A 19955-nucleotide genomic window follows, 5' to 3' on the forward strand; every position below is an offset into this window, starting at 1 on the left:
CTCGCACCAAGCGTGCTTTTCAGAAGGCAGGTGGCTTGGCCACCTGCGGCGGCTTCTGGGCTCTTCGCTGTTGTGCCTCGAAGTCAAACCCCAGCCAGGGTTTTCCACATCGCCTTGCCCTGGGCTTCGTGAACCGATGCGTATTGCTGTGGATCCCAGCTGGTCCCGGTCAGCAGCAGCCCCAGCTCTGCCACGATGGCCTGACAGCGATCGCCAAAAGCCAAGACCTCATTGAAGGTCAACCCAAGCGTGTTGATGTCAAACGCGCCAGGCTCCTCGTCCAGCTTGCGCATTTCCAGGTGGGCGTGGTGCTTGTCCCGTAGGGTCTTGATTTTCGCTGCCACGGGATCAGCCGAAAGGATCACCATTTCATTGGAGACCTTTTCCCAGCCATTATCGAAGCGCGAGTAATTTTCGTCCCGATCGCTCTGTCTGAACTTCTCCTGGAAAACAGCCGAGCTTTCGGGCGGCAGGTCACTGATCGGTTCGTCGTGGAAGTGATCGAACATGCGCCCGTAGCGCTCCCGGTAGTGCTCCTTGATGGCTGGATCTGCTTGCAGCTTTCTCCACAGGTTGGTCAGGCTACCCGACCTGAGATCGTTGTCCAGAAAAAGCCGTGACTGATCGCGCACCAGGTCTTGCCCAAGAAGCGGAGCCAAGTGGTTCCACGCATTGGCGCCGGGGGTCTTATCCAATTTGGCTTTGAGCCCTGCCTGGATCGCGGGGTCTTGAATGAGTGGGGACAAAATGTGCCGGCGCTCGTCGAGGATGTGGCACTCCTGCGTGAGCACCCGAACGAATCCATCGATTTGGCGAATACGTTGTTCCAGTTCCTCAGGCTTCATTCTTGCTCCGCCTCCAGCGGCACCTGCTGGAAACGCACCTGCAGCCGCTTGATGAGCGCACGGGTTTCCGCGTTCGGAGCGCGCGTGGACACCAGCACCGCCTCCCCGTTGGGCACGTGGCGGATGGCCTTCTGCTCGGCCCGGAGAACGGCGCGGTATTTCACCGCTTGATAGACGCCTCGCTGGAGTTCGTCCTCCGAGCACTTGCTGGTTTTAACTTCCACCGCCAGGCGATGTCTTCCGTTATCGAAATGCGCGTCCAGTCGGTCACCCGAGCTCAACAACTTCTCGTTGCTCCCCATGGGGAAGTACCCAAAGTCCACGAACTCTTCGGGATGGCTGGCCACCCACGCCTTCAACGCTTTGTGCTCGTCGCTCTCTGGCCGCCCCCCCTCCTGGACTTTAGGAAGGGGAAGAGGCGCATCCGCTGCCACCTCTTCAACCGCCCCGGCGGACGGGGTCAGCATGGTGGCTCCCAGAGCGCGGGCGACCCGGTCCCAATTGGGATAGGTGAAAACGTCTTCCATCGCCTCTCGCAAGTGCGCACGGCGCTCTTCCTCGGTGTCCAGCTTCTTCCCCGCGAAGTAAGCTGGCGAGATGGTGATCGCCCCCTCGCCAGGGTGTTTCGTGTTCTTGTTGACGACGATTGCGTGGAGGGGCGGGATGGGTTCCTTCCACTGCTCGCTGAGCCACTGCAGGGCCTGGGCCACTCCCCCGGCGACGGTGCCGTAGAGGTCTTTGCGGGGTTTGATCTCGTGTCCGAAGGTGTCGTGCAGCTCTTGGGCCAGGTCGCTGTAGGAATGAGCTTCACCCTCCTGCGCCCACCGGATGAGGATGGGCAGCGCGTCCGGGATAACCCGGCTCCGCCAGGGTGTGCGTGCAAACTCCACCTTCGACCAATCGAACTTTTCCATCCTCTACTCCTCCCTTGTCGTCTCGCCATGGTAGCGGCGGGACCAGCACGGGAAAACGATGGGGGCCGATGTCCTGCCCCCTCCCTTCTCAATCCTCGTTGGGCAGCATGATGGTGACCACCGGCTCCAGGGCGTCCCCGGGCCCACACAGTGCTTTCAAGGTGACAAGGCGATGGGTCGACCGCGTCAGGCCAGACCCGGCCTCCGGGTGGGCTTCGTTTGACAACCAGTCGCCGGCGTCGGACAGAGCCACGTGGAGCTGGTAGTGGATCTCCGAACCGTTGCCCTGATGCCGCTTGATGGCGACGTGGAGCATAAAAAGCACATCCCAGAGCCGGCCGTCCACCGACTGGCCGCGCACCTCCAGTCCCGCGGGCACTTCCACGTAGCGTGCCCACGCAGCGCGGGTGATGGCCACGGGCAACTTGAAACCGGCTTCTTTGGCCACGTCGGACACGTCCACTAAGACGCCGTCCTCGATCGCCTGGGCGCGGGTGTAGGAATGGATGAGGTCGGAAGGCTCGAACATGTTGTTTCCTCGCTTGGTGAGTAATGGCCCGGTCCAGGGCATCCGGTGCGGATGTCTTGGAATGGGAAACCCACCGCCCCACCGCTCGGCGCGGTCAAGGGAGGAAATGGAAGGGCTGGCGCGGCCCGCAGCGAAGCGAGGACACGGGCCCTGGAATGGCCCTTGACCGGAGAAGCCGGGCGTTGGGGCCGCGCGCAGCGCACAGGGCTTGAATGAGGTGCCGCGGGCGGCACACCGATTCGGCGTTGAACTTGGGAATACCGTCAGGCCTGGGCGCAGGCCAGAGGGACCCGGTCCATCCAGGTGCTCTGCCCTGCCGATGCTTGGGCGGTGAGCGGGCCAAGGCCCTGGACAAACGTCAGGCGTGCAAGCTCGACGTCGCTCTGGGGCCAGTAAGGACCATCCGGCGAGAACACGAAGTGGTCCCCTTGAAGGGCCCCACAGGTGGTGCAGTGATGGGCCAGGTAGGTTTGCCCTGACGTTCGAGTAGTGGCGAAACGAAGCCAGGGCGCGTGGCCCGCCACGAAAGCGACAGTGTCCTCGTCCAAACGCTCGATGTAGCGCAACACGGCACCCTCCCCCTGATCCACCAGACCCTCGTCGTCGTGCTCCTCGAGCGAGGGCACCCAGATCGCGGCGGTGGGGGTCGGGGCGTGGCAGAAATGGCACTCGGTGTGGCCGAGCAGCAGGCCGTAGGCCGGAGCCTGAAGGGTGGATGGAGGGGCAGCGTGGGTCATGGAGCCATTTTGCCCTGCCTGGGTGTCAGCCGGTGAGACGAGCCTGCGCTGAATCATGGGTGTTTCGGAGCGTGCCCCGCTGTGAACCCAGCCACGCCATTTGCTTGTATTCGTCTTTGCTGAGCAACTTGGACACTCCCAGCCACTGCACCAGGTGGTAGTGCGCAATCGTTCGTGGGTAGCGCTGAATCCCCTCGTGCAACAGTTTTGGCAGGTAACACACAGAACCATCGCGGCGCTCGTATGCGTAATAGCGGTGGCGGGCGGCACGCGTGGTCATGGCGTTTCCCTCAGTGCGCCCAAAGGGCACGATCGATGCAGCGTTCAAGGCGCTGGGCCAACCTAACGCTGAAAGGAAGGGCGATGGGGGCAGCGATGGCGAGAAGAGAAAGGGTCATGTCGGCGGTTCCAGTCGGTGGGTAGAGCGTTGCGTTCTTCCTGATCCCAACGTAGACCGCCCTGGAAATTTGTCCACGGTTGTAGTGGACAGAATCTTGACAAAAAGTAAAAACTGCGGAGCTAAGGCCGCAGTTATTCCTAACATCCCTTCTCGCGCCGAAGGCGTCACCTGCTCTTTTCCACCGCTGCTTCTACAGATGCCGGCGCGCAGCGACCGGTGGCGGCGTTGGGCCGTTGGCTCTACAGCCTTGCCCGCTTTGCACTGACACTTCCCCGGGCTGCCCATGCATGCTGCAGGTGGACAGCACGTTGTTCGGCTTCCACCGTGGCCACCACGTGCGGCATCGCCGCCTTCAGCGATGGCGTGTTCCAGAACGGGCTGCCCCGGTGAGGGTTGCCGCCCAGCCGCAACAGCAGCAACGCCGTCTGTTCAAGTCGGCTGCGCTCGTCGGCGTCGTCGCTCAGCTGGTAGTCCGCCGCCAGCTTTTCCAGCGGGCGCTCGCACCAGTGGTTCCTCTCTTGAGGGTGCGCACCAGCTTGCAGGAGGGCTTCGACGATGCGGGGCCAGGCAAGTGCGGAATGGAGCGCGGGACCTTCGTTGAGGCGCCACGCGTTGGGGTTGGCGCCCTGCCGCAGGGCCTGTAGAGCGCCGAAAAGGCTTCCCTCGACGCACGCGTGAATCAGCTCAGCGCTCGGACTTCCTGGCGGTGGTGGGTGGCGGTCAGCCATGGCGGCTGCCCCGAACCTGGTTCCGAATGAGATGTCCTTGGACGTAGTCTCGGATGATCTGGCGCACCGCTTCTGCGGTGGAAATCCCAGCGTTCACCGCGCCCTGCTCCACCGCCTCCAAGACGCTGCGCTGCAGCGGAAGGTAGGCCAGCCGCACGTCCCGTTCCCCACCCAGCCGACGCTTGCTCAGTGGGTAAGGTTTGGCGGCATACATGGCGAGCACTTGGCGCACGGCTTCGTTTCGCGTGACCTGCACGCGCGCGGCGGCCGCCTGCAAGCGCTCCAGATCACGGGAGTAGCCCCGGGAGGACGGAAGGGTGGCCAAGTCTGGGGAACGGACGGGTTTAAGCACTTCTCTTTCCTTGGACGGCGGTCACAGACGCACGCGCTGACGGGGAGGTTCCAGGGCCGCCGCCGGAGCTGGCGCTTGGCTCTGGGCCTCTTGGCGCGGGTTCCACACTTCCCCACCGATGATCATGCTCGGGCCACCTGTAGCAGGAAGGACCTGCGAAAGCCTGGCTTGCTTCGCTGCGGCGTTGAGCGCACGCGCGGTGTCCTCCTGCATGCTTTTGGCTTCGTAGATCACCGGCCCCTTCAAGTGGCCCTGCGCTTCGTCCACAAGGGCGGCAAGGGTTCGACCGAACTTTGACTTTGGCCCTTGGTTGCGAGCATCGACGTCCCAACGCTCGATCACTTCGAACGCCTTCTCGTGACGGTGGCCAGACTTGTTGAGCTCGCCAAGCGCCGCTTCAGCGTCTTGCACGTTGAAGCGAATGGCGGAGAGCTTCACCGGGTGCGCGTAACCACCACCACTCGATGCCGATTGCGTGATGGCGACCGCTTGGTTTCCGTCGCTGACGAGGTGATGAATTTTCATGTCGATTTCCTTGGTGGTTTTCGGAAGGCGCGATTGCCCATCCACAAATTCAAGGTAGATCGCACTGGAGTTTTGTCCACGACTGTAGCGGACAAAATCTTGACTAAAAGCAAAAACTGCGACACTGAGGCCGCACTTTTTCCTAACATCACTTCTCGCGCCGAAGGCGTCACCTGCTCCTTTCCCACCCCCGCTTTTACAGAAGCCGGCGCGAAGCGACCGGCAGTGGCTCTGGGCTTTGTTTTTTTCAAAAAAAAAGCCCCCTGGCGGGGGCCTTAAAGGACATTGGTTGTTCTTACGCGAGTATTCTTTTGTCAGCACGTCTCACTCCGCGCACTCCACGTCGATCCATTCTTCATCGAACCATTCGTTCAGCGTCGCCAGGTCTTTGACCTTGCAATTGGTGCCGTAATCCGACCCTTCGATGTCGAGCCCCACTTCATAGAGGAGCTCCCCGTCCTCTTGACGCTGCACATTGACAGAGACGGTTTGCTCAGCCAGCAGCTCGTCGTCTTCGCGTCCCAGCTCTGCCCAATTGCGGTTCAGCAGGAAAGCCAGCAATGCGTCTTCAGTGGAAGACTGGAACGCGGGATAGCCCGCCGCGCCGGTCGAATAGGTATACCCAGACAACTGGTCAAACAAAGTGCTGGCAGCGGCATGCGCAGCTTCGTGAGCTTCCTTGACGGTGATGGTGTCGTTTGTGATGAGCATCGTGTGGTTCATGGCGAGATCCTTGTTTGTCGGTTGGCACTATTGCCTTCCCATGTATCCAAGGTAGATCGCCCTGAAAATTTGTCCACGGTTCTGGTGGACAAAATATTGACTAAAATCAAAAACTGCGGAGCTAAGGCCGCAGCTTTTCCTAACATCACTTATCGCGCCGAAGGCGTCATCCGCTCTTTTCCTACCCCCGCTTTTACAGAAGCCGGCGCGAAGCGACCGGTGGCGGCACTGAGCTTTTCTTGGCACAAAAAAAGGCCCCCTCGCGGGGGCCCCAAAGGACATGGATTGATCTTACAGGCTGGTGGAGCGCCAAAGCTTGCCTGCGATGCCACCGACGATGAGGGCCACCGGCATGAGCGCCGTCAGAGCCATCGGGGGCACGGAGGTGAAGAAGTTTCGCTCGCTCTCCTCCAACCCCGGGTAGAGCAGGCCCACAGCAACGCTGGCCAGCTGCAGGGCAACGACGACAAGCAAGCCCACCAGGGCGCCCTTTCCAAAGCCACCTTTGGGCGGCGAAACCGGGAGCCCGCTGGCCCTTGCCGCGCGCACGCGGGCCGCTCGCCAGTTCAACACGTAGAGAATCGCCAGCAAGAGCAGCACGGCTGCCCCACCAGCGGCTGCCAGGCCGGCCTGCCAGCCGTAGCCCTCGTTCTGGCCGATCTCTTGGGCCCCGGCAAGAAACAGCAAGCCCGCTCCCCCAAGGATCACAGTGGCGGGGGCCAACAAGCCCCACTGCATGTGACCGCCGGGGGTGTGGTGAGCGTTGTAAGACATGGGACCTCCTTAAAGTGGTGTTCCTCAATGCATACCGCGATTCCGGTCCTTGGCAAGGTCAGCCCTTCTTCTGGGCTCCGGCCGGCACCCAGCCGGTGGGCTGCTTCTCAAAGACGAAGTCGTAAGCCGGCGGCACGGGGACGGGATCGGGCTTCAACTGCTGCCCGCCCTGGAACCCGACCACGTCCAACGTTCCACCGGTCACGCACGTGGCACGCTGGGGACCAGTTGAGGTGCAATCCGCGGTGAGGTCTTTCCAACCCCGGACCTCGATTCGTTGGCCCATTTCACTGGAGAGGTTGGCATTGGCATGCGCCTCGTAAGCGTGGGCGACTTGTTCGATGGTGGGAAGATCAGCTTTGCTGCTGCAGGCAGCCAACCCTGCGGTGATCAGGCCGAGGGAAACGAGGGTTGCTTTCATGCCGGAGCTCCTTGCGTATGGGTCAAATCAACGTCGATCGTTTCATCGCGGTATCCGAGCCGAACCCTCTCTATCGTCACGTCCATCTTTGGCACCGTTCCCTCCACCCAGACCCGGTTGACGGAGAACACCACCAAATCGTCGCGGTAGCTGCGACCTTGTCGCGCCAAGTTCGCGGCCTCTTGGGCGTCCATTCGGATGAGCAGATGGAAGCGGCCGGCGTTGGGTGGGCTGGACACCCCCGTGGAGGTGCGGTGAACCCACGGCACAAAGCCCTTGCCGGTGACGCTTTGTCCCGCCGCGGACACCTGAGGCATCGGGATGAATCCTTCCAGCACGCCACGGTCGGCCCGATAGGCGACATCGCCCAGCGCTTGGAACGTGGGACGAATCGCAAACCGTCGGATGGCCTTGAAGCGCTGCAGGCGCGCGTCGAAGGCCGGGCCATAACGGCGCTCGATGGCAGCCGGATCATTGCCCGAGACACCGTTGGCGCCGTGGGCCTTCGTGTCCATCAGCCACCATTGCCTCAGGCACCACTGGCGCTTGTCGGCGTCGATCCGATAGGCCGAATGGGCCATTGCCAGCAGCTGCATGTCGCAGGTGTCCACGCCCCCGCCTCCGACAGCCGTCACTCCGGCCCGCAGGTGTTGAACCCCTTCCAAGCCTTCCTGATCCAGGTCCCAGTAGGTCCCAGGCGGCTCAAGGTAAGGGCTCCGCGACCTATCGCTGACCACCTTCGGCGTGCCTTGGATGGCTCGGCCGATGTGGCGAAGCAGGTCCGATCCGGCCCTCGATTGTGCCTGCGCTCCAGCCGCTGCAGTCAGGGCAAACGCCCCGATCAGCACGGTTCTTCTGACCCTCTTCATGGAACCCCCTGTTCCCACCAATAGATTTGGGATCTTGCGGCCAACTTACGTGGCACGTAGAGTCTACCCGGGGCGTAGCCTCTGGGTCATCCTGTCCGCATGCCTGCATTGCATCCGTTCAGCCCGTGACTGCCGCCCCGCCCGCTCCCCGAGCCGTGGTTGCCGCGCGTTTGCGCCAAGCCCGCGTCCTGCGGGGCTTTAGCCAACGCGAGGTCGGAGTGCGGATGGGGATGGACAAGGACGCTGCGTCGGCCCGCATCTCTCGGTATGAATCCGAGGGCATGTCGATCAGCCTGGAAGCCCTCTTCGAGCTGGCCCAGGCCTTGGAGGTGCCCCCGGCCTATCTCTTGGCGACCAGCCCAGCGATGGCCGATGCGATCTTGGCTTTGGGCGAGCAGAGCGTGGCCCAGCAGGAACGTTTTGCCGAACTGCTGGGCGTTTTGGGTGAGCTGCCGGCGAAGAAGCGCAACGCACTCATCGAGCAACTGTTACCGCCCGTCAAGGATTAGGGCATCGGCGAACAAGGACGAATCGACCCCATGTGGACATGGATCACCCACCTCTGCCGCCGCAATAGGACGGAGCCCACCCGGTCCGCCATTGCCATGGCCACACTGATCGAACTGAACATGCTGGAGCTCAACGCAGCGGAGGCCCGCAACCGCGTTGAACTGGACCCACCGGGGCATGAAGCAGCACTTCTTGAGAGATTCAAGGCATCGGCCCAGCTGATCCTCAACGAAAAGCCTCCATCCGACGCCGCAGACTCAACCTGGGAATCCCTTGGCCAGAAGGCACGCCGCCTAAACCGAGGATTCGCAGACCTCCGATTGCAACTCTCCCCGCCAGCGATCGTTGGTGGGGATACAGAGCGGCACGACAATACGCGTCCGGTCCTTTAAGGCGGCCAGGCCAGCTCTTCCATGCGGGCTTTCCTCCGTTGCATGTAGTGCAACATCCCGCTGGCGCACTGCTCAACAACGGGGCTTTCCTCAAAGGCCCCAACCCCAACCGCCGTCAGTGCTGCAATGACGCACAAGTTGGTGGTGGCCACCGCGTTGACGGTGGTCTGAAACAGAATGGCTGCCGGCACGTGCGCCCCGATCTGTCCATTGGGATCTTGATACATCACCCGAATGGCCTTCCCGCCATGGACCAGCCCGCAAAGAGGGTCCCACGAATTGGTCACCGTCCGAGCCAGCTTCTGAGGCTCATCGTCCTGCCCGATGCGTGCAATGGCCTGCTCCACGTCCGCGGCCAGGTCTTTGAGGGCAATAGCCACCCACTTTCCTTTCTCGTTTTTCCTTCGAGGGCCCCGATCTTCCTGGAGAAAGTCCGCCAGCTGTTCGTCGTCGGCAAGGAACTGGACAAACACCGCCCGCAGGAATTGCTCAATCTGGGAGCGGTGCATTGCCAAGGCCACCGCTGGAAGATCGATGGGATGGGTTTCCAACAGGAACAGCAACGCACGCCCGTAGTCCATCGAGGCCCTCAACAGTTGGAAAGCCGCCCGGTGACGCTCGCTGCCGGCGGGAACAGTGATGCGGGCCATGCAGGACATGTTCGATTCCAGGCTGGCCTTGGCCTCTCTGGCCTCCTGTGCGATGTCCAACGCCGTGGGCTGCCGCGTGGCAGCACGCGGCTCCAGCGCATCGCGGATCGCATCCTTCAACGAATTGTGCGTCATATCCTTTGCCCTTCATTCGCGTATTTCAAAAGATGCCTCAGAGCTGCGGCACGATCTTCCCAGCAATCTACGTTCCAAGATGGATGGTAGACCCAAGTCATCCACGCCCCCCCCGTTGCCATAATCGAGAGACCATACGTGGCGCTCCTCCAGATAGCGCCGCCTCCTGCCCTCGGAGTTGGCATGGCGAGCCTGGAAGGTAGGCTGGTCCGACCGCTTCCCGTGATCGAACATTCGCCAAGCGGTGCGGCCGAGCACCAGAATCACCTCTGGCCGGAGCAGAGGGAGGATCACCTCTACCAACAACTTCCCGCCTTGACTGAAGTCGGTTCCTGACGGACGGTGTCCAGCTCTCTTGCCGGCAAAGCGCTGGGACAAGTTGCAAAATGCGACGTGCTGCCAGGCGTGGGCGGCATCCACAACATTTGGGCTGCTTTGACCAGTCAGCAGGCGATCCAGCTCATCAAAGAACTTGCCACCACCTGTCCTCTTGCAAGTCTCCATGTCGCCGAACGTCTCGCGGGTGAATGGACGAGTGATAACGGGGTCGTCGGTCCACCCAGCCTCCCGGTAGTGGGACTCGCCCAGTAGCAAGACGCGGCGCCCTTCAACTCCCTTCCAGTAGCCGCGGCCGACGTAGGGCACGAAGGCCACCTCAGCCGGCCACGCTTCCATGTTCAACTCAGCCGGATCATCCATGCCATTGACCTTCGTATGATGGTGTCAGGCTACTCCACACCGTGCTGCCACGCAGCTATTGCACGCCATCCCATGCCATCCCATTTTTCCGCCACATTTAGCCGACAAAAAGCTCTTGCATACCGCTCGCACGTGCTTTAACTGTATGGGCCTTCAAGGATCCTGCGGAGGCCCCATGACAACTCACCATGGCTGGCAGGCGTGCCGCGCATGCCATGCACCAGGACTTGATGTGCGTGTGGAGGGAGGCTGGCACCTCCGTGCCAATCCCGGCTACTGGGGAACCAGCGTCCCTAAAACCTTGGTCCTGGGGTTTTCCAAGGGGGCCACCCAAATTGCCGCCGCCCAACACGGGAGCTTCGATGGGGTCGCCTTCGCGGGTGCTATGCGCCCTCGCCTCGCAGCTGTATTGCACGAGCTTGGGATCGATCTGGGTGGGCAAACGATCAACGACGCCCTGACCGCCGAAAGCCGCCACATGGGCGCCGCCTCCTTGGTGCGCTGCGGGTTGTCGGTGATGGACAACGGCAAGCTGGTCAGCAGTGGCACCATCATGCCCAAGGCCATGCGTTCGTCGTTGCCTTTGGAAGCCATGAAAACATGCGTGGCACGCCACCTGGACCCGTTGCCTGACAGTGTGGAGCGCGTGGTCTTGTTGGGGACCACCGATGCCTACATGAAGGGGGTCAAGGCGCTCATGCGCCAGCAATTCAACGACTTCCAAGAAATCAACGAGGTAGCCTTCAGCGCCCAAGGCCGGACATGGGTGTTTGCGTCGCACCCCAGCCCGGCCAACGGGACCTTTCAAGCCTGGATCGACGGTGACACCGCCACCGAACCGGGCCGCAAGAAGCAGCTGGCGCGCCAAGCGTTGGGTCACAAGGCCCCAGCGCAGCCCCTTTCAGCTCCGCCTCGCCCGGCACCGGCACCGATCCAGCGTGCCACGCCGCCTGACCCGATTTCACCAGCTAGGGCGTCCAACGGCGACCGTTTTGCCCGAGCCTTCCACCTGGTTCGCCACGATGGAAGGGTGATCGTCGCGGTGCGGATGAGGGACCGAGACACGGGAAACGTGGCGTTCCGGGTGGCCAAAATGGGCAACACCAAGGATGGCCAGCGCGAGATCCACGACGAAGCTGAGCTGTTGCGCTTGTGCGAGAGCGGGCAATACCAAGTGCGCGCCCAACCGTTGGACAAGTCCACACCGGCCAACTTTATTCGGCCGCTGCGAAACCACCGGATCGTGAAGACCCCTGCCCGTTGATCGCCGCACGGCGCGCCAATCCCTCGCAAAGCAACAAGCGAACCATCTCGCTGACATGCAGCCCCTCCCGGGCTGCCGCCTGTTCCAGCCGGTCTTTCAGCTCCTGTGGCACGCGGACGGCCATCTGCACGTAAGGTGGCCGGCTCACGTGGACAGCCTCGCCAGGGTGAGCACCCACGCCAGCACTAGCCCAGCCAGGATTTGGGCACGCAAGCGGTAACGCACACGAAGCGCCCCGCTGGCGTGCCGTGCATTGACCCAGAAGATGCCAGCCAGGCCCAACACGGTGGCCAGGAACGCTGCAGCCAGGACGGCGGCCAACACCGCGCCCACGGTGGTCATGCCAGCGCCCCTGCCATGGTGGCCAGGACGAACCACTGTCCAGCGATGAGGCCGTAGCCGATGAGCAATCCCTCCAAGCCCGCCCAGCGTTGGCCGGGGGTGCGCAGCAGCGCCGCGCTGTCGTTGAGCAAGGACCACCCGGAGAGGATGGACAGCCACTCAAAATCAATGGTCATAGCGGTCATAGATCGAGCCCTCCCCTCCAGCGGAATTGATGGTGGAGGGCAACATGACCTCCTCGTTTTTCACGCGTCCGAACACGCTGGCAAACACGTCCAACAGCGAGGTGCTTTGGGCCGCGTCCCGTTCGGCCTGGCGCGCATACTCGTCCAACCCAGACGGGAAAACCTGGCGTGCGCCGTTGACGGCGCCGCGCAACCCGCTGGCGTTGGGCATGCTCGCCCCAAAGGTGCGGTTCCACGTGTCGGAAAACCGGTCCAAGCCGTCCATGCCCATAAACAGCAATCGCGCCAGCACCAGGACAACCACGGCGTTGACGACAAGCCGCTTCGTCAGTCTGAATCCAATGAACATGTTCCCCCCTTTCGTTTCGTTGGTCGGTGTCAGACGCACGCATCGCGAACGTCATACGTTTGGGATACACCGACACGCGAAACCCACAAGGGGGTTATTTTGACTAAAGCTAAAAATTGGGAGAAAAGCCCGATCACGCTGCAGGCGCGGCTGCACTTGCCCGTCAGCCGGCGCTCGACTGGGGCATTGCTTTGAACGGTTCGACTGACGAAATTGGCAGGGCTAAATCGGGCCCAAGTCTTTGACCACCGCCTGGCCAGGCTTCAAAAAGCCCAATAGCAACCGTCCGCCGGCGACGGTCCGCCTCATGCTGGCGTTGAGGTATCGAGCCTGGAGCTGCGCTGCCACCAGCAGCTCCTGGGTGGCCATGCTGGGCGGCCGCTCCCTGAGCGGATCGCCGGGCGACGCCAGCTGTCCTCCTATGGGCTGGACAACCGCTGGAACGGTCAAGTCGTGCTTGGCATAGGCCGTGGCCATCATCCGGCCGTTCTTGGGCGACCAACCACCCAAGACCAACTCCGTGGTGCAGTGTTCCGCCGGCAACCCAGCCTCGGCAACGGCCTTCATGTAGTTGGGCCAAAGCTGATCGATCACGAGCCCGAGCTCAGCACTCAGTTGCTCCATCGTGAAATCGGCCCGAAAACTTGCCTCCAGGCACAGTTGGTAGATGCGAAAGAAGAACTGGGCTGACCCACGGGTCGCCAGCAACAGTTGGTGCTGGGGAATGAGGAGCAGTTTGGCTCCCGCCGAAGCTTGTCCGCTGTGCGCGTTTTCGGCCCATGTGTCCACGGTCACAACCAGCTGGTTGGCACTCAGCAGAACGTTGAGGATGCTCATCGCAAAAGTCTGGCGGCTTTCTGCCACTATCGGGCCTCATCTCCCCCCTGTCGAGCCCGATCATGGCCCAAACCCTAGAAGACCTGGCAGCGCGATTGGATGCCTGCGAAGTCGATCTGGAAGCCCATCGCGGATATCTCAAGGCGTTGGAGTATGGGCTGCGAACGATCATTGCCAGCCACCCGAGCCCCCAACTACTGCCTGTCGCTTGGAACATGGCTCTCGCGGGAATGGCCGACGCCCATGCCGGCCACCAGACGCTCACCTACAACACGACCTTGCAGCAGGGGCTGCAGGCGTTGACTCAACAATTCAATGCCCTTGGGCAAGGGCGCGACCGAGCATCCAACTTTCTTGGCTGACTGACTCGGGGGGCACGCAATGCCCCCCCACTCAGTCCACTTCACTCACCTGCCGGCTGAAGGCGTGGTGTTTTTGCGGCGGCCAACCTCAACGGGTCATGATGACTCGCGTGGATTCCCCATCCGAGAGCTTGACGCTTTGCATCAAAAGCCCACCCTGCGGAGGCATGAACTCTTGACCGGGAACGGACCACATGATGCCGGTGGTCAGGAAATATTCTCCTGCAGGCAGCCCAGTAAAACTGAAATTGCCTTGGGCGTCGCAAACCGATGTCTTACGCGCCTGCTTGTAATCGGCGCTGTCAGGGATGAACTGCACGTTGGCCGAACCCACGGTGGTATACCCGCTCTCGGCACTGCCGTAAAGCGCGAGCAGGCGCTCGCGACCATAGCCGGACTTGGGCTGCAAGGAGACTTCCAACCCCGCGCAGGTTCTGGGCTGACCACCCCGGGTTTGGAAGAAGGCTTGGCCGTTGATGGCGCCAGTGCCTTTCTCAGAGAACCAAGCAACTTCGCTGGGATCGAAAGTGGTGGTCAAAGCCACCTGCCGCGGCGGCGCTGGCGCAAACGTGGCGCAGCCTGACAGCAGCAAGATGCCGAGAGGAAGAACGAACTTTTTCATGGTGCCCCTGATAGCGCCTACCTTGGCGCGGGCACAGTTTACCGATTGCGTGACACCCCTCACAGTCTGCCCGAGCCGAGTTGGTCCCAGTGGCGTTTGTCTGGCATGGCATGGCAGCCAAAGCGGCTAGCCAAACCACCCGCGATCCACGCGCTCCAGATCGTGGTCTTCGCCAAAGGTGAGGGCAGCCTCTTTGGGCTGCAGGTCGCTGTAGCGGGACAACTCGGTGTCGGTGAGCCCCGCGTTCTGGATGGGGAGGGCGAAGTGCGCTTGCAGAGCGGCGTTGAAGGCGGTGCACCACTGGGCGTTGATGGTCGTCACGGGCGTTCTCTCTTAGGAAATGAAAGGGACCCCGAAGGGCCCCGTGGGGTTCAGGCGTCTTTGGGCTCCGGGAGGCGGAGCGCGACCACCCCGTTGACTGGCAGGGCGTTGAGCATGAACCTGCCGGCCGAACCTTGGCGATCATCGGCCAATGGGCTTCCCGGTCCCACCTCGGGGCTCCCTGGACGGGTGCGCCAGCAAGGGAGCGCTCGAGCGGTTTGAGGGCCGCCGCCGCCCCTAAAGACGGTCGAAGCCTCGGCCAACGCTGAACGCATAGAGGCTTGCGCCTTCGATCGCAGGGGATCACAGTGAAAAAAGGCCTTTCATGAGCAAAGACGACCACTGCTATGACCGTTCATCTTGATCAGTTCGCAGACCTGTGCATGGCTGCCCAGGGGTTTCGTCCCTCGCCAGCGAGGCTGACGGCGTTGTGTGATCAAGACCTGGTCTGGTTCCAGCCGGGCAAGCCAGCCCAGTTTGGACTCACCAAGCTGGGTAAGTCCCAGCTGATGGAGATGCTGAAGGCGTGTTGCTGCGGGACCGTGGATGATCCAATCGCCAGTGCCAAATCGATGCGACCGAACAACGCGGAGTTCTCGGCTGGAATGGCTTACTTCGACGAATTCGAGTGCAATTTGCGCTTGGGCGTTCGACCTGAAATTCTCCCGGACCGCCTTGCCTTCCTCGCTTGGCTGATCAAAGAGCAACCTAGCGCGCCCATGACCGCACAGAAAGCGCCATCGCCCACCCGACGCTGCCGACAGCCGTCCCGTCCGCACCTTGCACCATAGCACAAGGGCATGGCGTGTCTGACGGAGAGCGCAGGCGTGCTCTCGCAAGCCTAGGCGCTACCAAGTGCCCGCTTGCGCCATCCGTGCAACCGTATTGATCTTCGTAACAGACGCCGCAGGTGTCAATGCTGGCGATCGCCGGGCTCACGGCCTATTGCTGTACAGTTCAGACGCAGATGCATGGTTGTTCGATCGAGGCTTGCAAGCCAGTGGAGCTGGGGCTGAAGTTCATGGAAAGCTTGCCGATAAACCTGTAACAAGGTAAATGAGGCGAGAAGCCAAGCGAAGCGATGGCGCGTTTCAGATCGGGGGTTGCTTTGAGCGTTCGAGAAAATCGGCGTCGCTACGTCTCGACCGTAATAGGAGCCACGGCGGTGTGCCTCTTGGCGATGCTCGCGGTCGCCCAAGCCATCCTCTACGTGCGTGACAAGGAAGGGGCGGAGGCAGTGGCGGAAGCCGCGGTGACGCGCGCGGAGGCCATATCTCGTGACCGGCGCGTAGCGGCCGAACAAGCCTCTCGCATCGGACAGCCGCCTTGCTCCGACACCGACATCGACTCACTAAAGGAGATCGCGTTCCGCTCCATCTACATGAGCGACATCGGTCGCATCCGAGACGGACGCCTTGTCTGCAGCGCTCTCTGGGGGCGCTCGCGCCCCTACACCCTCCCCGCCCCACGCTTCTCCAGCGGCGCTGTCCGGCTTTGGCACGCGTCGGATCTCGTTGGCTCCCCCTACACCGGGTCCAATCTGATCGCCCAAGGCGACACGTTCACCGTGTCCTCCCCGTCTGCCTTCGAGAGCTTGGACCCTGCGCGCAGCAGCTCCATCAGCATCGAAACGAAGGACCGATCGTTTACATTCCGCACCTTGTCCCCGACCAGCCGCGTCGGCAGCCCGTCTCTCGTCCAAGCTCAACATTGCAGCCGGGTGGCCGACGTTTGCGCGTTCGTTACCAGCCCTAGGCACGTGGTGTCCGAACTGCCCTCGGCGTTGCTCACCACCATCCTGGCAGCGGGTGCCTCGGTAGGGCTTTTGCTCGCGTTCTTGCTGATCAAACACCAAATCACGGCTCGGCAAACCATCCAGCAACGGTTGGTGCTTGCACTGAAGCGCAGCGAGATCGAACTGGCCTACCAGCCACTGCGTCGAATTGGCACGCGGGAGCTCGTGGGATTTGAAGCGCTCAGCCGCTGGCGCCCGCCGGGAGACGATGAAATCCCGCCGGCCATCTTCGCGCCCATCGCCCACCGATTCGGCCTGAGTCCTGATCTTTTTCGATACGTGCTGGCCCGTGCCATGAATGATCTCGCCCCCGCGCTGAGGGAGCATAGGAACCTCTACGTAAGCATCAATGCCGAGCCCGTGGACATGGCCCAAGAGTGCGTCGTTCGCTACATCGGCAGCGTCACCAACGATTTTGGCGTGTTGCCAGAGCAAATTCGCATCGAGATCACCGAGCGGGAAGAACTCGTGTCCGCTGCCGCAAAGAGCAACATGCAGGCCCTCTCTGTTCTGGGATACCGGTTCTTGATCGACGACTTCGGGACCGGCAGCGCCAACTTCTCCCGCCTCGCCCAATCGCCGTTTCGAGGAATCAAGATCGATCGCATGTTCGTGGCCGCTATCAACGAGGACTCCCCCCTGCGGCCCGTTTTGCCAGGGATGTATCGCATCGCACGTGAGCTTGGGCTGGATGTCATCGCAGAAGGCGTCGAATCAGAGGCGCAAGATTTGCTGCTCTACCGGATTGCTCCAGAGGCTATTGGCCAAGGGTGGCACTATGGCTGCCCTCTCTCAACCAAAGACGCGCTTGCCGCCATCCAAGTTGGGTAGCCCTCGCGCACGGGTCGACCCGAGCGCGTTCACTGGCGCTTGACGTTCGCCCTAGCAAGATGTCCGTGCGTCCGATGGACGCGACAATCGTGAAAATCTCCGCTATGGCGCTGACCCCAGTTGGCGCCGCCGAACCCAAAGGGGTGACTCCCCCTCCCCTAGGTGACGCCCCGGCAGTTCAGGGCATCGTCGTGATCGGCACCCCTAGCAGGCGGCCTCTTTAGGGCAACGCGCGACACACACCCTCAGCAGTGGTCGCAACCGACTGGCCGCCGGTCTGGCCTTTTGCTGGTTAACGAACTGGCTCAGCGCTTTCCAACAGCGCCGCTCGGTTACTTCCCTGTGCCTAAGGCTGTCGCCGTGCAGCCCGCCTCTTTATCATGCTCCTGCGACGGCAATAGAGGGATCGGACAGCGGTATCTGGCGTGCGGACTGCGCGGACGACCCCGTAGATGAATTCTTCAGAATCCAATTGTCTCATCTGGTTCCGGTGGGGTTGTCGCGGTGCATCATATGCATTCCGCTCTGTTCAGCTTTTTGTTCATCTTCATGCCCAACATTGGACGTTTCTTCATCGATCAGGTTGAGGGTGTGCGGCGGGCCGACGGCTCGCTCTTGCAGGTCACGCGGATCAGTTGCGCTTGTCTGGAATGCGGCCGCCAACTGCGATTGGTTCCAGGGCATGGCCTGCTGGACTTGGACGGCGCCGCCGTGCTCACTTGCCCGCTCTGTGACAACCGCTAGGCGGTGGCACGCGCGAGGTTGGAAAAGCTTTGCCCCCAACCTAACCACCCGCGCATGGCGAGTCTTGATTGAAGAGTGGACCGCTGTGTGCTGGCCCGAAAGGGCCGATTGACGGTGCAGTCAAGCGGAACGCTCACCGGTTTCCAACGCTTGAGCTTGGGGCCACCCTGCTGCCAGACCGCGATTCGGTGGCCAGCCAATGGAGGAGGGGTATGCACAAGGCTGAGACGGAGGCGTTGGTCAAGTTGGAGCTCCGCCTGAGCGAGTGCGAGAGGCGCCTGCCCAACGCTGAGGGCGAAACCAATGCCTTGGAGTATGCGGTCAGGGCTTTGGTGGCCAGTTCTGCCAATCCCACCGCGGTGCGCCTTGCATGGGCCCACCTGATGCCCATGATCGTCGACATCCATGTGCCTCCCCAGCCAACGCTCCAATGCAGACTTTCTGCTTGGCTTGCGTCATGGACTGAGGTCCGTGGCCGAGCAAATCGACGCTTTGCCCTGCCCCCTAGAGACCTCCCAGATCGAGAACGGTTGCTTGGCCCTTTGAGAGAATTGCTGCCAACAGACGACCGCCCGCTAATGGCCGCTCGCTGTCGCCGTTGAGGTAAGCGGCTTGCAAGCGTCCTGCTGCCATCAACTCCGCCCGTCCCATGCCTGCTGGCTGATTCCGCAAGGGCTCTCCTGGCGACGCCAAGCCTCCCACCAGCGCTTGGACCACGGCGGGACGGCCATCTTCGGACTTTGCATAAGCGGTGGCAACCATGCGCTGGGCGTGCGCCGACCAGCCGCCCAAAACCAACTCGGTGTGCATAGCGCTGATGGGTATGCCAGCGGCTGCCGCCGCGCTCACGTAGTTTGGCCAGAGGCGATCAATCACGCCGCCAAGCTCGCCGGACAGCCGCTCTATCGTGAAGTCTGCTCGAAAACTGGCTTGGAGACAGAGCTCGTAGATTCTTAGGAAGAACTGGGCCGACCCACGCGTGGCCAAGACGGCGTTGTGCTGAGGCAGCAGAAGCAACTTGGCGCCCTCTGAGTGCGCCCCGGTTTGAGCATCTTGCGCAAGGGTATCGACGGTCACAGCCAAGTGATCGGCACTCAGCAACACGTTCAAAATGCTCATCTGCCGTCCTTGGGATCCATTCAGTCGATTGAACCTTCCAACGCCAATTCAGCCATAGGGGTTGTTGAGAATCTCAGACGCAATCCGCTCTCCCGCGTCCAACGCATGGAGGCACGACGACGCTTTGATGCTCAAATCCGAGCGCCCTCCCACGCCATGGACCTCGACAGCGAGAAGAACCCAACGGCTTTCACTGAGCCGCCAGATCTCGGAGGTGTAAACGTGCTCTCCCACCGACAAGGTGACCCGTTCTAAATCTTTGCCCGGCTTGGAAGTACCCATGGCCCTCGAACCCTGACTGTTCAAAAGCAGTGTGCACGCGAACGCCGCTGGCCTCAACTGATCGCCTTCCTGCGACGCGGGGAGTCACACTCAAGCGAAATGCCCCCCGATGGATCAGACCCAGTCCTCATTGGATGCCGGCGATGTGACCGTGACCTGCCCAACCTGGGGTGGCCGTCATGGCGTTGAAAGGGCGGGACATAGTGAGGGGGCCGCGCCCACCGCGTTCGGGGCATCTCCGGCCGACTCCACCGCTGAAATGGGCCCGATCTGCAGCAGAGCCAAGGCCGCCAAGCACGCCTGCCGACTGGCGAACGTCTCCCGGGGAGCCATCAAAACATGCCCGCGTGGCGCCACCAGCCGCCAGCGCCAACCTTCCGCCCCGGTGATCCGGGCCCAAAATCCCACCCGGTGGTATACCTCAACGTACATAGCTGCCTTGCGTGATCAATCTGCGATGCTAGCGCCATCGAACCGAGCTCGGCCTATCTTCCGGCCGGGCGTTTAACTCGTCTTTTGAACAACGCGCTCAGGCGTGCGTCGCTAGAGCCTGCTCCGGCCCCGGGACGCCCCGGCTCACAGGCTCATCCAGCAGGTTTGAGCCCCCAGGACGTCCGGGAAGAGACCGCAACAATTGACTCACCCTGTGGACGCTTCCTCCCCTACCCCCCTCCGCACCCAGCACGTAGAGAACCCGCC

General features: G+C 62.0%; 29 protein-coding genes. 6 read left to right on the forward strand and 23 right to left on the reverse strand.

Going from position 1 to position 19955, the window contains the following annotated elements:
• Positions 1-83 precede the first annotated feature (83 nt).
• The 12 genes from AB839_RS07800 to AB839_RS07855 all read right to left on the reverse strand — a co-directional run bounded on the left by AB839_RS07800 (position 84) and on the right by AB839_RS07855 (position 7559).
• Positions 84-845 (reverse strand): hypothetical protein, encoded by a 762-nt coding sequence (locus AB839_RS07800; protein WP_024956683.1) that lies wholly within the window; start codon positions 843-845, stop codon positions 84-86.
• Positions 842-1759 (reverse strand): hypothetical protein, encoded by a 918-nt coding sequence (locus AB839_RS07805; protein WP_061478918.1) that lies wholly within the window; start codon positions 1757-1759, stop codon positions 842-844. The genes AB839_RS07800 and AB839_RS07805 overlap by 4 nt, the downstream gene beginning before the upstream one ends.
• An 88-nt stretch (positions 1760-1847) precedes the next feature.
• Positions 1848-2288, reverse strand: coding sequence for a DUF6573 family protein (locus AB839_RS07810; RefSeq protein ID WP_044570520.1), 441 nt, complete (start codon positions 2286-2288; stop codon positions 1848-1850).
• A 263-nt stretch (positions 2289-2551) separates the two neighbouring features.
• Positions 2552-3025, reverse strand: coding sequence for a hypothetical protein (locus AB839_RS07815; RefSeq protein ID WP_061478919.1), 474 nt, complete (start codon positions 3023-3025; stop codon positions 2552-2554).
• 25 nt (positions 3026-3050) lie between these two features.
• A complete protein-coding gene (locus AB839_RS07820; protein WP_061478920.1) occupies positions 3051-3305 on the reverse strand; it encodes a hypothetical protein in 255 nt (84 codons plus the stop codon).
• A 359-nt stretch (positions 3306-3664) separates the two neighbouring features.
• Entirely contained in the window at positions 3665-4153 is a 489-nt protein-coding gene (locus tag AB839_RS21475; RefSeq protein ID WP_125895662.1) for a hypothetical protein, read from the reverse strand.
• The gene (locus tag AB839_RS07830; protein ID WP_061478921.1) at positions 4146-4478 is read right to left on the reverse strand and encodes a hypothetical protein; all 333 of its coding nucleotides are present in this window, start codon (positions 4476-4478) and stop codon (positions 4146-4148) included. The genes AB839_RS21475 and AB839_RS07830 overlap by 8 nt, the downstream gene beginning before the upstream one ends.
• Positions 4479-4526: 48 nt before the next feature.
• Positions 4527-5351, reverse strand: a complete 825-nt coding sequence (locus AB839_RS21480; protein ID WP_125895663.1) for a hypothetical protein — start codon at positions 5349-5351, stop codon at positions 4527-4529.
• Positions 5352-5354: 3 nt separating this feature from the next.
• Positions 5355-5753 carry a hypothetical protein gene (locus tag AB839_RS07840; RefSeq protein ID WP_061478923.1) on the reverse strand — a complete coding sequence of 133 codons (399 nt, stop codon included), beginning with the start codon at positions 5751-5753 and terminating at the stop codon, positions 5355-5357.
• 291 nt (positions 5754-6044) lie between these two features.
• The gene (locus AB839_RS07845; RefSeq protein ID WP_061478924.1) at positions 6045-6527 is read right to left on the reverse strand and encodes a hypothetical protein; all 483 of its coding nucleotides are present in this window, start codon (positions 6525-6527) and stop codon (positions 6045-6047) included.
• 58 nt (positions 6528-6585) lie between these two features.
• Positions 6586-6948 carry a hypothetical protein gene (locus AB839_RS07850; protein WP_061478925.1) on the reverse strand — a complete coding sequence of 121 codons (363 nt, stop codon included), beginning with the start codon at positions 6946-6948 and terminating at the stop codon, positions 6586-6588.
• Entirely contained in the window at positions 6945-7559 is a 615-nt protein-coding gene (locus AB839_RS07855) for a hypothetical protein (protein WP_241776755.1), read from the reverse strand. The genes AB839_RS07850 and AB839_RS07855 overlap by 4 nt, the downstream gene beginning before the upstream one ends.
• Positions 7560-7972: 413 nt before the next feature.
• On the opposite strand from AB839_RS07855, the gene AB839_RS07860 reads away from it, so the two are divergent.
• Both AB839_RS07860 and AB839_RS07865 read left to right on the forward strand, forming a co-directional pair.
• A complete protein-coding gene (locus tag AB839_RS07860) occupies positions 7973-8326 on the forward strand; it encodes a helix-turn-helix transcriptional regulator (protein WP_082783312.1) in 354 nt (117 codons plus the stop codon).
• 96 nt (positions 8327-8422) lie between these two features.
• Positions 8423-8719, forward strand: a complete 297-nt coding sequence (locus AB839_RS07865) for a hypothetical protein (RefSeq protein WP_143568383.1) — start codon at positions 8423-8425, stop codon at positions 8717-8719.
• Here the strand turns inward: AB839_RS07865 and AB839_RS07870 are convergent.
• Both AB839_RS07870 and AB839_RS07875 read right to left on the reverse strand, forming a co-directional pair.
• Complete coding sequence (locus AB839_RS07870) at positions 8716-9504, reverse strand: hypothetical protein (protein ID WP_054172066.1); 789 nt, start codon at positions 9502-9504, stop codon at positions 8716-8718. The two genes, AB839_RS07865 and AB839_RS07870, sit on opposite strands and share 4 nt — an antisense overlap.
• Positions 9505-9516: 12 nt before the next feature.
• Positions 9517-10203, reverse strand: a complete 687-nt coding sequence (locus tag AB839_RS07875) for a uracil-DNA glycosylase family protein (protein ID WP_235649996.1) — start codon at positions 10201-10203, stop codon at positions 9517-9519.
• A 175-nt stretch (positions 10204-10378) separates the two neighbouring features.
• Here AB839_RS07875 and AB839_RS07880 point away from each other — a divergent pair, with 175 nt between their 5' ends.
• Positions 10379-11467: a hypothetical protein gene (locus AB839_RS07880; protein WP_143568382.1), complete on the forward strand. Its 1089-nt coding sequence runs from the start codon at positions 10379-10381 to the stop codon at positions 11465-11467.
• 144 nt (positions 11468-11611) lie between these two features.
• On the opposite strand, the gene AB839_RS07885 is transcribed toward AB839_RS07880, so the two are convergent.
• From AB839_RS07885 to AB839_RS07900, 4 genes are all read right to left on the reverse strand, one after another.
• The gene (locus AB839_RS07885) at positions 11612-11809 is read right to left on the reverse strand and encodes a hypothetical protein (RefSeq protein WP_046272122.1); all 198 of its coding nucleotides are present in this window, start codon (positions 11807-11809) and stop codon (positions 11612-11614) included.
• Positions 11806-11985, reverse strand: a complete 180-nt coding sequence (locus AB839_RS07890; RefSeq protein ID WP_046272123.1) for a hypothetical protein — start codon at positions 11983-11985, stop codon at positions 11806-11808. The genes AB839_RS07885 and AB839_RS07890 overlap by 4 nt, the downstream gene beginning before the upstream one ends.
• Entirely contained in the window at positions 11975-12343 is a 369-nt protein-coding gene (locus AB839_RS07895; protein ID WP_061478930.1) for a hypothetical protein, read from the reverse strand. The genes AB839_RS07890 and AB839_RS07895 overlap by 11 nt, the downstream gene beginning before the upstream one ends.
• A 222-nt stretch (positions 12344-12565) precedes the next feature.
• The gene (locus AB839_RS07900; protein ID WP_061478970.1) at positions 12566-13180 is read right to left on the reverse strand and encodes a hypothetical protein; all 615 of its coding nucleotides are present in this window, start codon (positions 13178-13180) and stop codon (positions 12566-12568) included.
• Positions 13181-13242: 62 nt separating this feature from the next.
• On the opposite strand from AB839_RS07900, the gene AB839_RS07905 reads away from it, so the two are divergent.
• Positions 13243-13542: a hypothetical protein gene (locus AB839_RS07905; protein ID WP_100443809.1), complete on the forward strand. Its 300-nt coding sequence runs from the start codon at positions 13243-13245 to the stop codon at positions 13540-13542.
• 88 nt (positions 13543-13630) lie between these two features.
• Here the strand turns inward: AB839_RS07905 and AB839_RS07910 are convergent, their stop codons facing one another.
• Together AB839_RS07910 and AB839_RS07915 are read right to left on the reverse strand one after the other, a co-directional pair.
• Positions 13631-14164 (reverse strand): hypothetical protein, encoded by a 534-nt coding sequence (locus tag AB839_RS07910; protein ID WP_061478932.1) that lies wholly within the window; start codon positions 14162-14164, stop codon positions 13631-13633.
• A gap of 126 nt (positions 14165-14290) precedes the next feature.
• Complete coding sequence (locus AB839_RS07915) at positions 14291-14485, reverse strand: hypothetical protein (protein ID WP_061478933.1); 195 nt, start codon at positions 14483-14485, stop codon at positions 14291-14293.
• 347 nt (positions 14486-14832) lie between these two features.
• On the opposite strand from AB839_RS07915, the gene AB839_RS21775 reads away from it, so the two are divergent.
• The gene (locus AB839_RS21775; RefSeq protein WP_061478934.1) at positions 14833-15276 is read left to right on the forward strand and encodes a hypothetical protein; all 444 of its coding nucleotides are present in this window, start codon (positions 14833-14835) and stop codon (positions 15274-15276) included.
• Between the two features lie 389 nt (positions 15277-15665).
• Positions 15666-17111, forward strand: coding sequence for an EAL domain-containing protein (locus tag AB839_RS07925; RefSeq protein WP_241776756.1), 1446 nt, complete (start codon positions 15666-15668; stop codon positions 17109-17111).
• Between the two features lie 477 nt (positions 17112-17588).
• Here the strand turns inward: AB839_RS07925 and AB839_RS21490 are convergent, their stop codons facing one another.
• From AB839_RS21490 to AB839_RS07940, 3 genes are all read right to left on the reverse strand, one after another.
• Positions 17589-17795, reverse strand: a complete 207-nt coding sequence (locus AB839_RS21490) for a hypothetical protein (RefSeq protein ID WP_153643642.1) — start codon at positions 17793-17795, stop codon at positions 17589-17591.
• Between the two features lie 564 nt (positions 17796-18359).
• A complete protein-coding gene (locus AB839_RS07935) occupies positions 18360-18974 on the reverse strand; it encodes a hypothetical protein (RefSeq protein WP_032971128.1) in 615 nt (204 codons plus the stop codon).
• A 48-nt stretch (positions 18975-19022) separates the two neighbouring features.
• A complete protein-coding gene (locus tag AB839_RS07940) occupies positions 19023-19256 on the reverse strand; it encodes a hypothetical protein (RefSeq protein WP_106468504.1) in 234 nt (77 codons plus the stop codon).
• Positions 19257-19955: the final 699 nt, after the last annotated feature.

The organism is Stenotrophomonas sp. DDT-1 (genome assembly GCF_001580555.1).
Taxonomy (GTDB): Bacteria; Pseudomonadota; Gammaproteobacteria; order Xanthomonadales; family Xanthomonadaceae; genus Stenotrophomonas; species Stenotrophomonas sepilia.

What these genes read in the sequence shown, in the direction of transcription:
- AB839_RS07935 (WP_032971128.1), bottom strand. Translation starts at nt 18,974, where the DNA reads ATGAGCATTTTGAACGTGTTGCTGAGTGCCGATCACTTGGCTGTGACC.
- AB839_RS07890 (WP_046272123.1), bottom strand. Translation starts at nt 11,985, where the DNA reads ATGACCATTGATTTTGAGTGGCTGTCCATCCTCTCCGGGTGGTCCTTG.
- AB839_RS07885 (WP_046272122.1), bottom strand. Translation starts at nt 11,809, where the DNA reads ATGACCACCGTGGGCGCGGTGTTGGCCGCCGTCCTGGCTGCAGCGTTC.
- AB839_RS07895 (WP_061478930.1), bottom strand. Translation starts at nt 12,343, where the DNA reads ATGTTCATTGGATTCAGACTGACGAAGCGGCTTGTCGTCAACGCCGTG.
- AB839_RS07840 (WP_061478923.1), bottom strand. Translation starts at nt 5,753, where the DNA reads ATGAACCACACGATGCTCATCACAAACGACACCATCACCGTCAAGGAA.
- AB839_RS07810 (WP_044570520.1), bottom strand. Translation starts at nt 2,288, where the DNA reads ATGTTCGAGCCTTCCGACCTCATCCATTCCTACACCCGCGCCCAGGCG.
- AB839_RS07815 (WP_061478919.1), bottom strand. Translation starts at nt 3,025, where the DNA reads ATGACCCACGCTGCCCCTCCATCCACCCTTCAGGCTCCGGCCTACGGC.
- AB839_RS21775 (WP_061478934.1), top strand. Translation starts at nt 14,833, where the DNA reads ATGACCGTTCATCTTGATCAGTTCGCAGACCTGTGCATGGCTGCCCAG.
- AB839_RS07800 (WP_024956683.1), bottom strand. Translation starts at nt 845, where the DNA reads ATGAAGCCTGAGGAACTGGAACAACGTATTCGCCAAATCGATGGATTC.
- AB839_RS07900 (WP_061478970.1), bottom strand. Translation starts at nt 13,180, where the DNA reads ATGAGCATCCTCAACGTTCTGCTGAGTGCCAACCAGCTGGTTGTGACC.
- AB839_RS07865 (WP_143568383.1), top strand. Translation starts at nt 8,423, where the DNA reads ATGGCCACACTGATCGAACTGAACATGCTGGAGCTCAACGCAGCGGAG.
- AB839_RS21475 (WP_125895662.1), bottom strand. Translation starts at nt 4,153, where the DNA reads ATGGCTGACCGCCACCCACCACCGCCAGGAAGTCCGAGCGCTGAGCTG.
- AB839_RS07880 (WP_143568382.1), top strand. Translation starts at nt 10,379, where the DNA reads ATGACAACTCACCATGGCTGGCAGGCGTGCCGCGCATGCCATGCACCA.
- AB839_RS07875 (WP_235649996.1), bottom strand. Translation starts at nt 10,203, where the DNA reads ATGGATGATCCGGCTGAGTTGAACATGGAAGCGTGGCCGGCTGAGGTG.
- AB839_RS07850 (WP_061478925.1), bottom strand. Translation starts at nt 6,948, where the DNA reads ATGAAAGCAACCCTCGTTTCCCTCGGCCTGATCACCGCAGGGTTGGCT.
- AB839_RS21490 (WP_153643642.1), bottom strand. Translation starts at nt 17,795, where the DNA reads ATGCCCTGGAACCAATCGCAGTTGGCGGCCGCATTCCAGACAAGCGCA.
- AB839_RS07910 (WP_061478932.1), bottom strand. Translation starts at nt 14,164, where the DNA reads ATGAAAAAGTTCGTTCTTCCTCTCGGCATCTTGCTGCTGTCAGGCTGC.
- AB839_RS07805 (WP_061478918.1), bottom strand. Translation starts at nt 1,759, where the DNA reads ATGGAAAAGTTCGATTGGTCGAAGGTGGAGTTTGCACGCACACCCTGG.
- AB839_RS07870 (WP_054172066.1), bottom strand. Translation starts at nt 9,504, where the DNA reads ATGACGCACAATTCGTTGAAGGATGCGATCCGCGATGCGCTGGAGCCG.
- AB839_RS07940 (WP_106468504.1), bottom strand. Translation starts at nt 19,256, where the DNA reads ATGGGTACTTCCAAGCCGGGCAAAGATTTAGAACGGGTCACCTTGTCG.
- AB839_RS07820 (WP_061478920.1), bottom strand. Translation starts at nt 3,305, where the DNA reads ATGACCACGCGTGCCGCCCGCCACCGCTATTACGCATACGAGCGCCGC.
- AB839_RS07905 (WP_100443809.1), top strand. Translation starts at nt 13,243, where the DNA reads ATGGCCCAAACCCTAGAAGACCTGGCAGCGCGATTGGATGCCTGCGAA.
- AB839_RS07925 (WP_241776756.1), top strand. Translation starts at nt 15,666, where the DNA reads ATGCTCGCGGTCGCCCAAGCCATCCTCTACGTGCGTGACAAGGAAGGG.
- AB839_RS07845 (WP_061478924.1), bottom strand. Translation starts at nt 6,527, where the DNA reads ATGTCTTACAACGCTCACCACACCCCCGGCGGTCACATGCAGTGGGGC.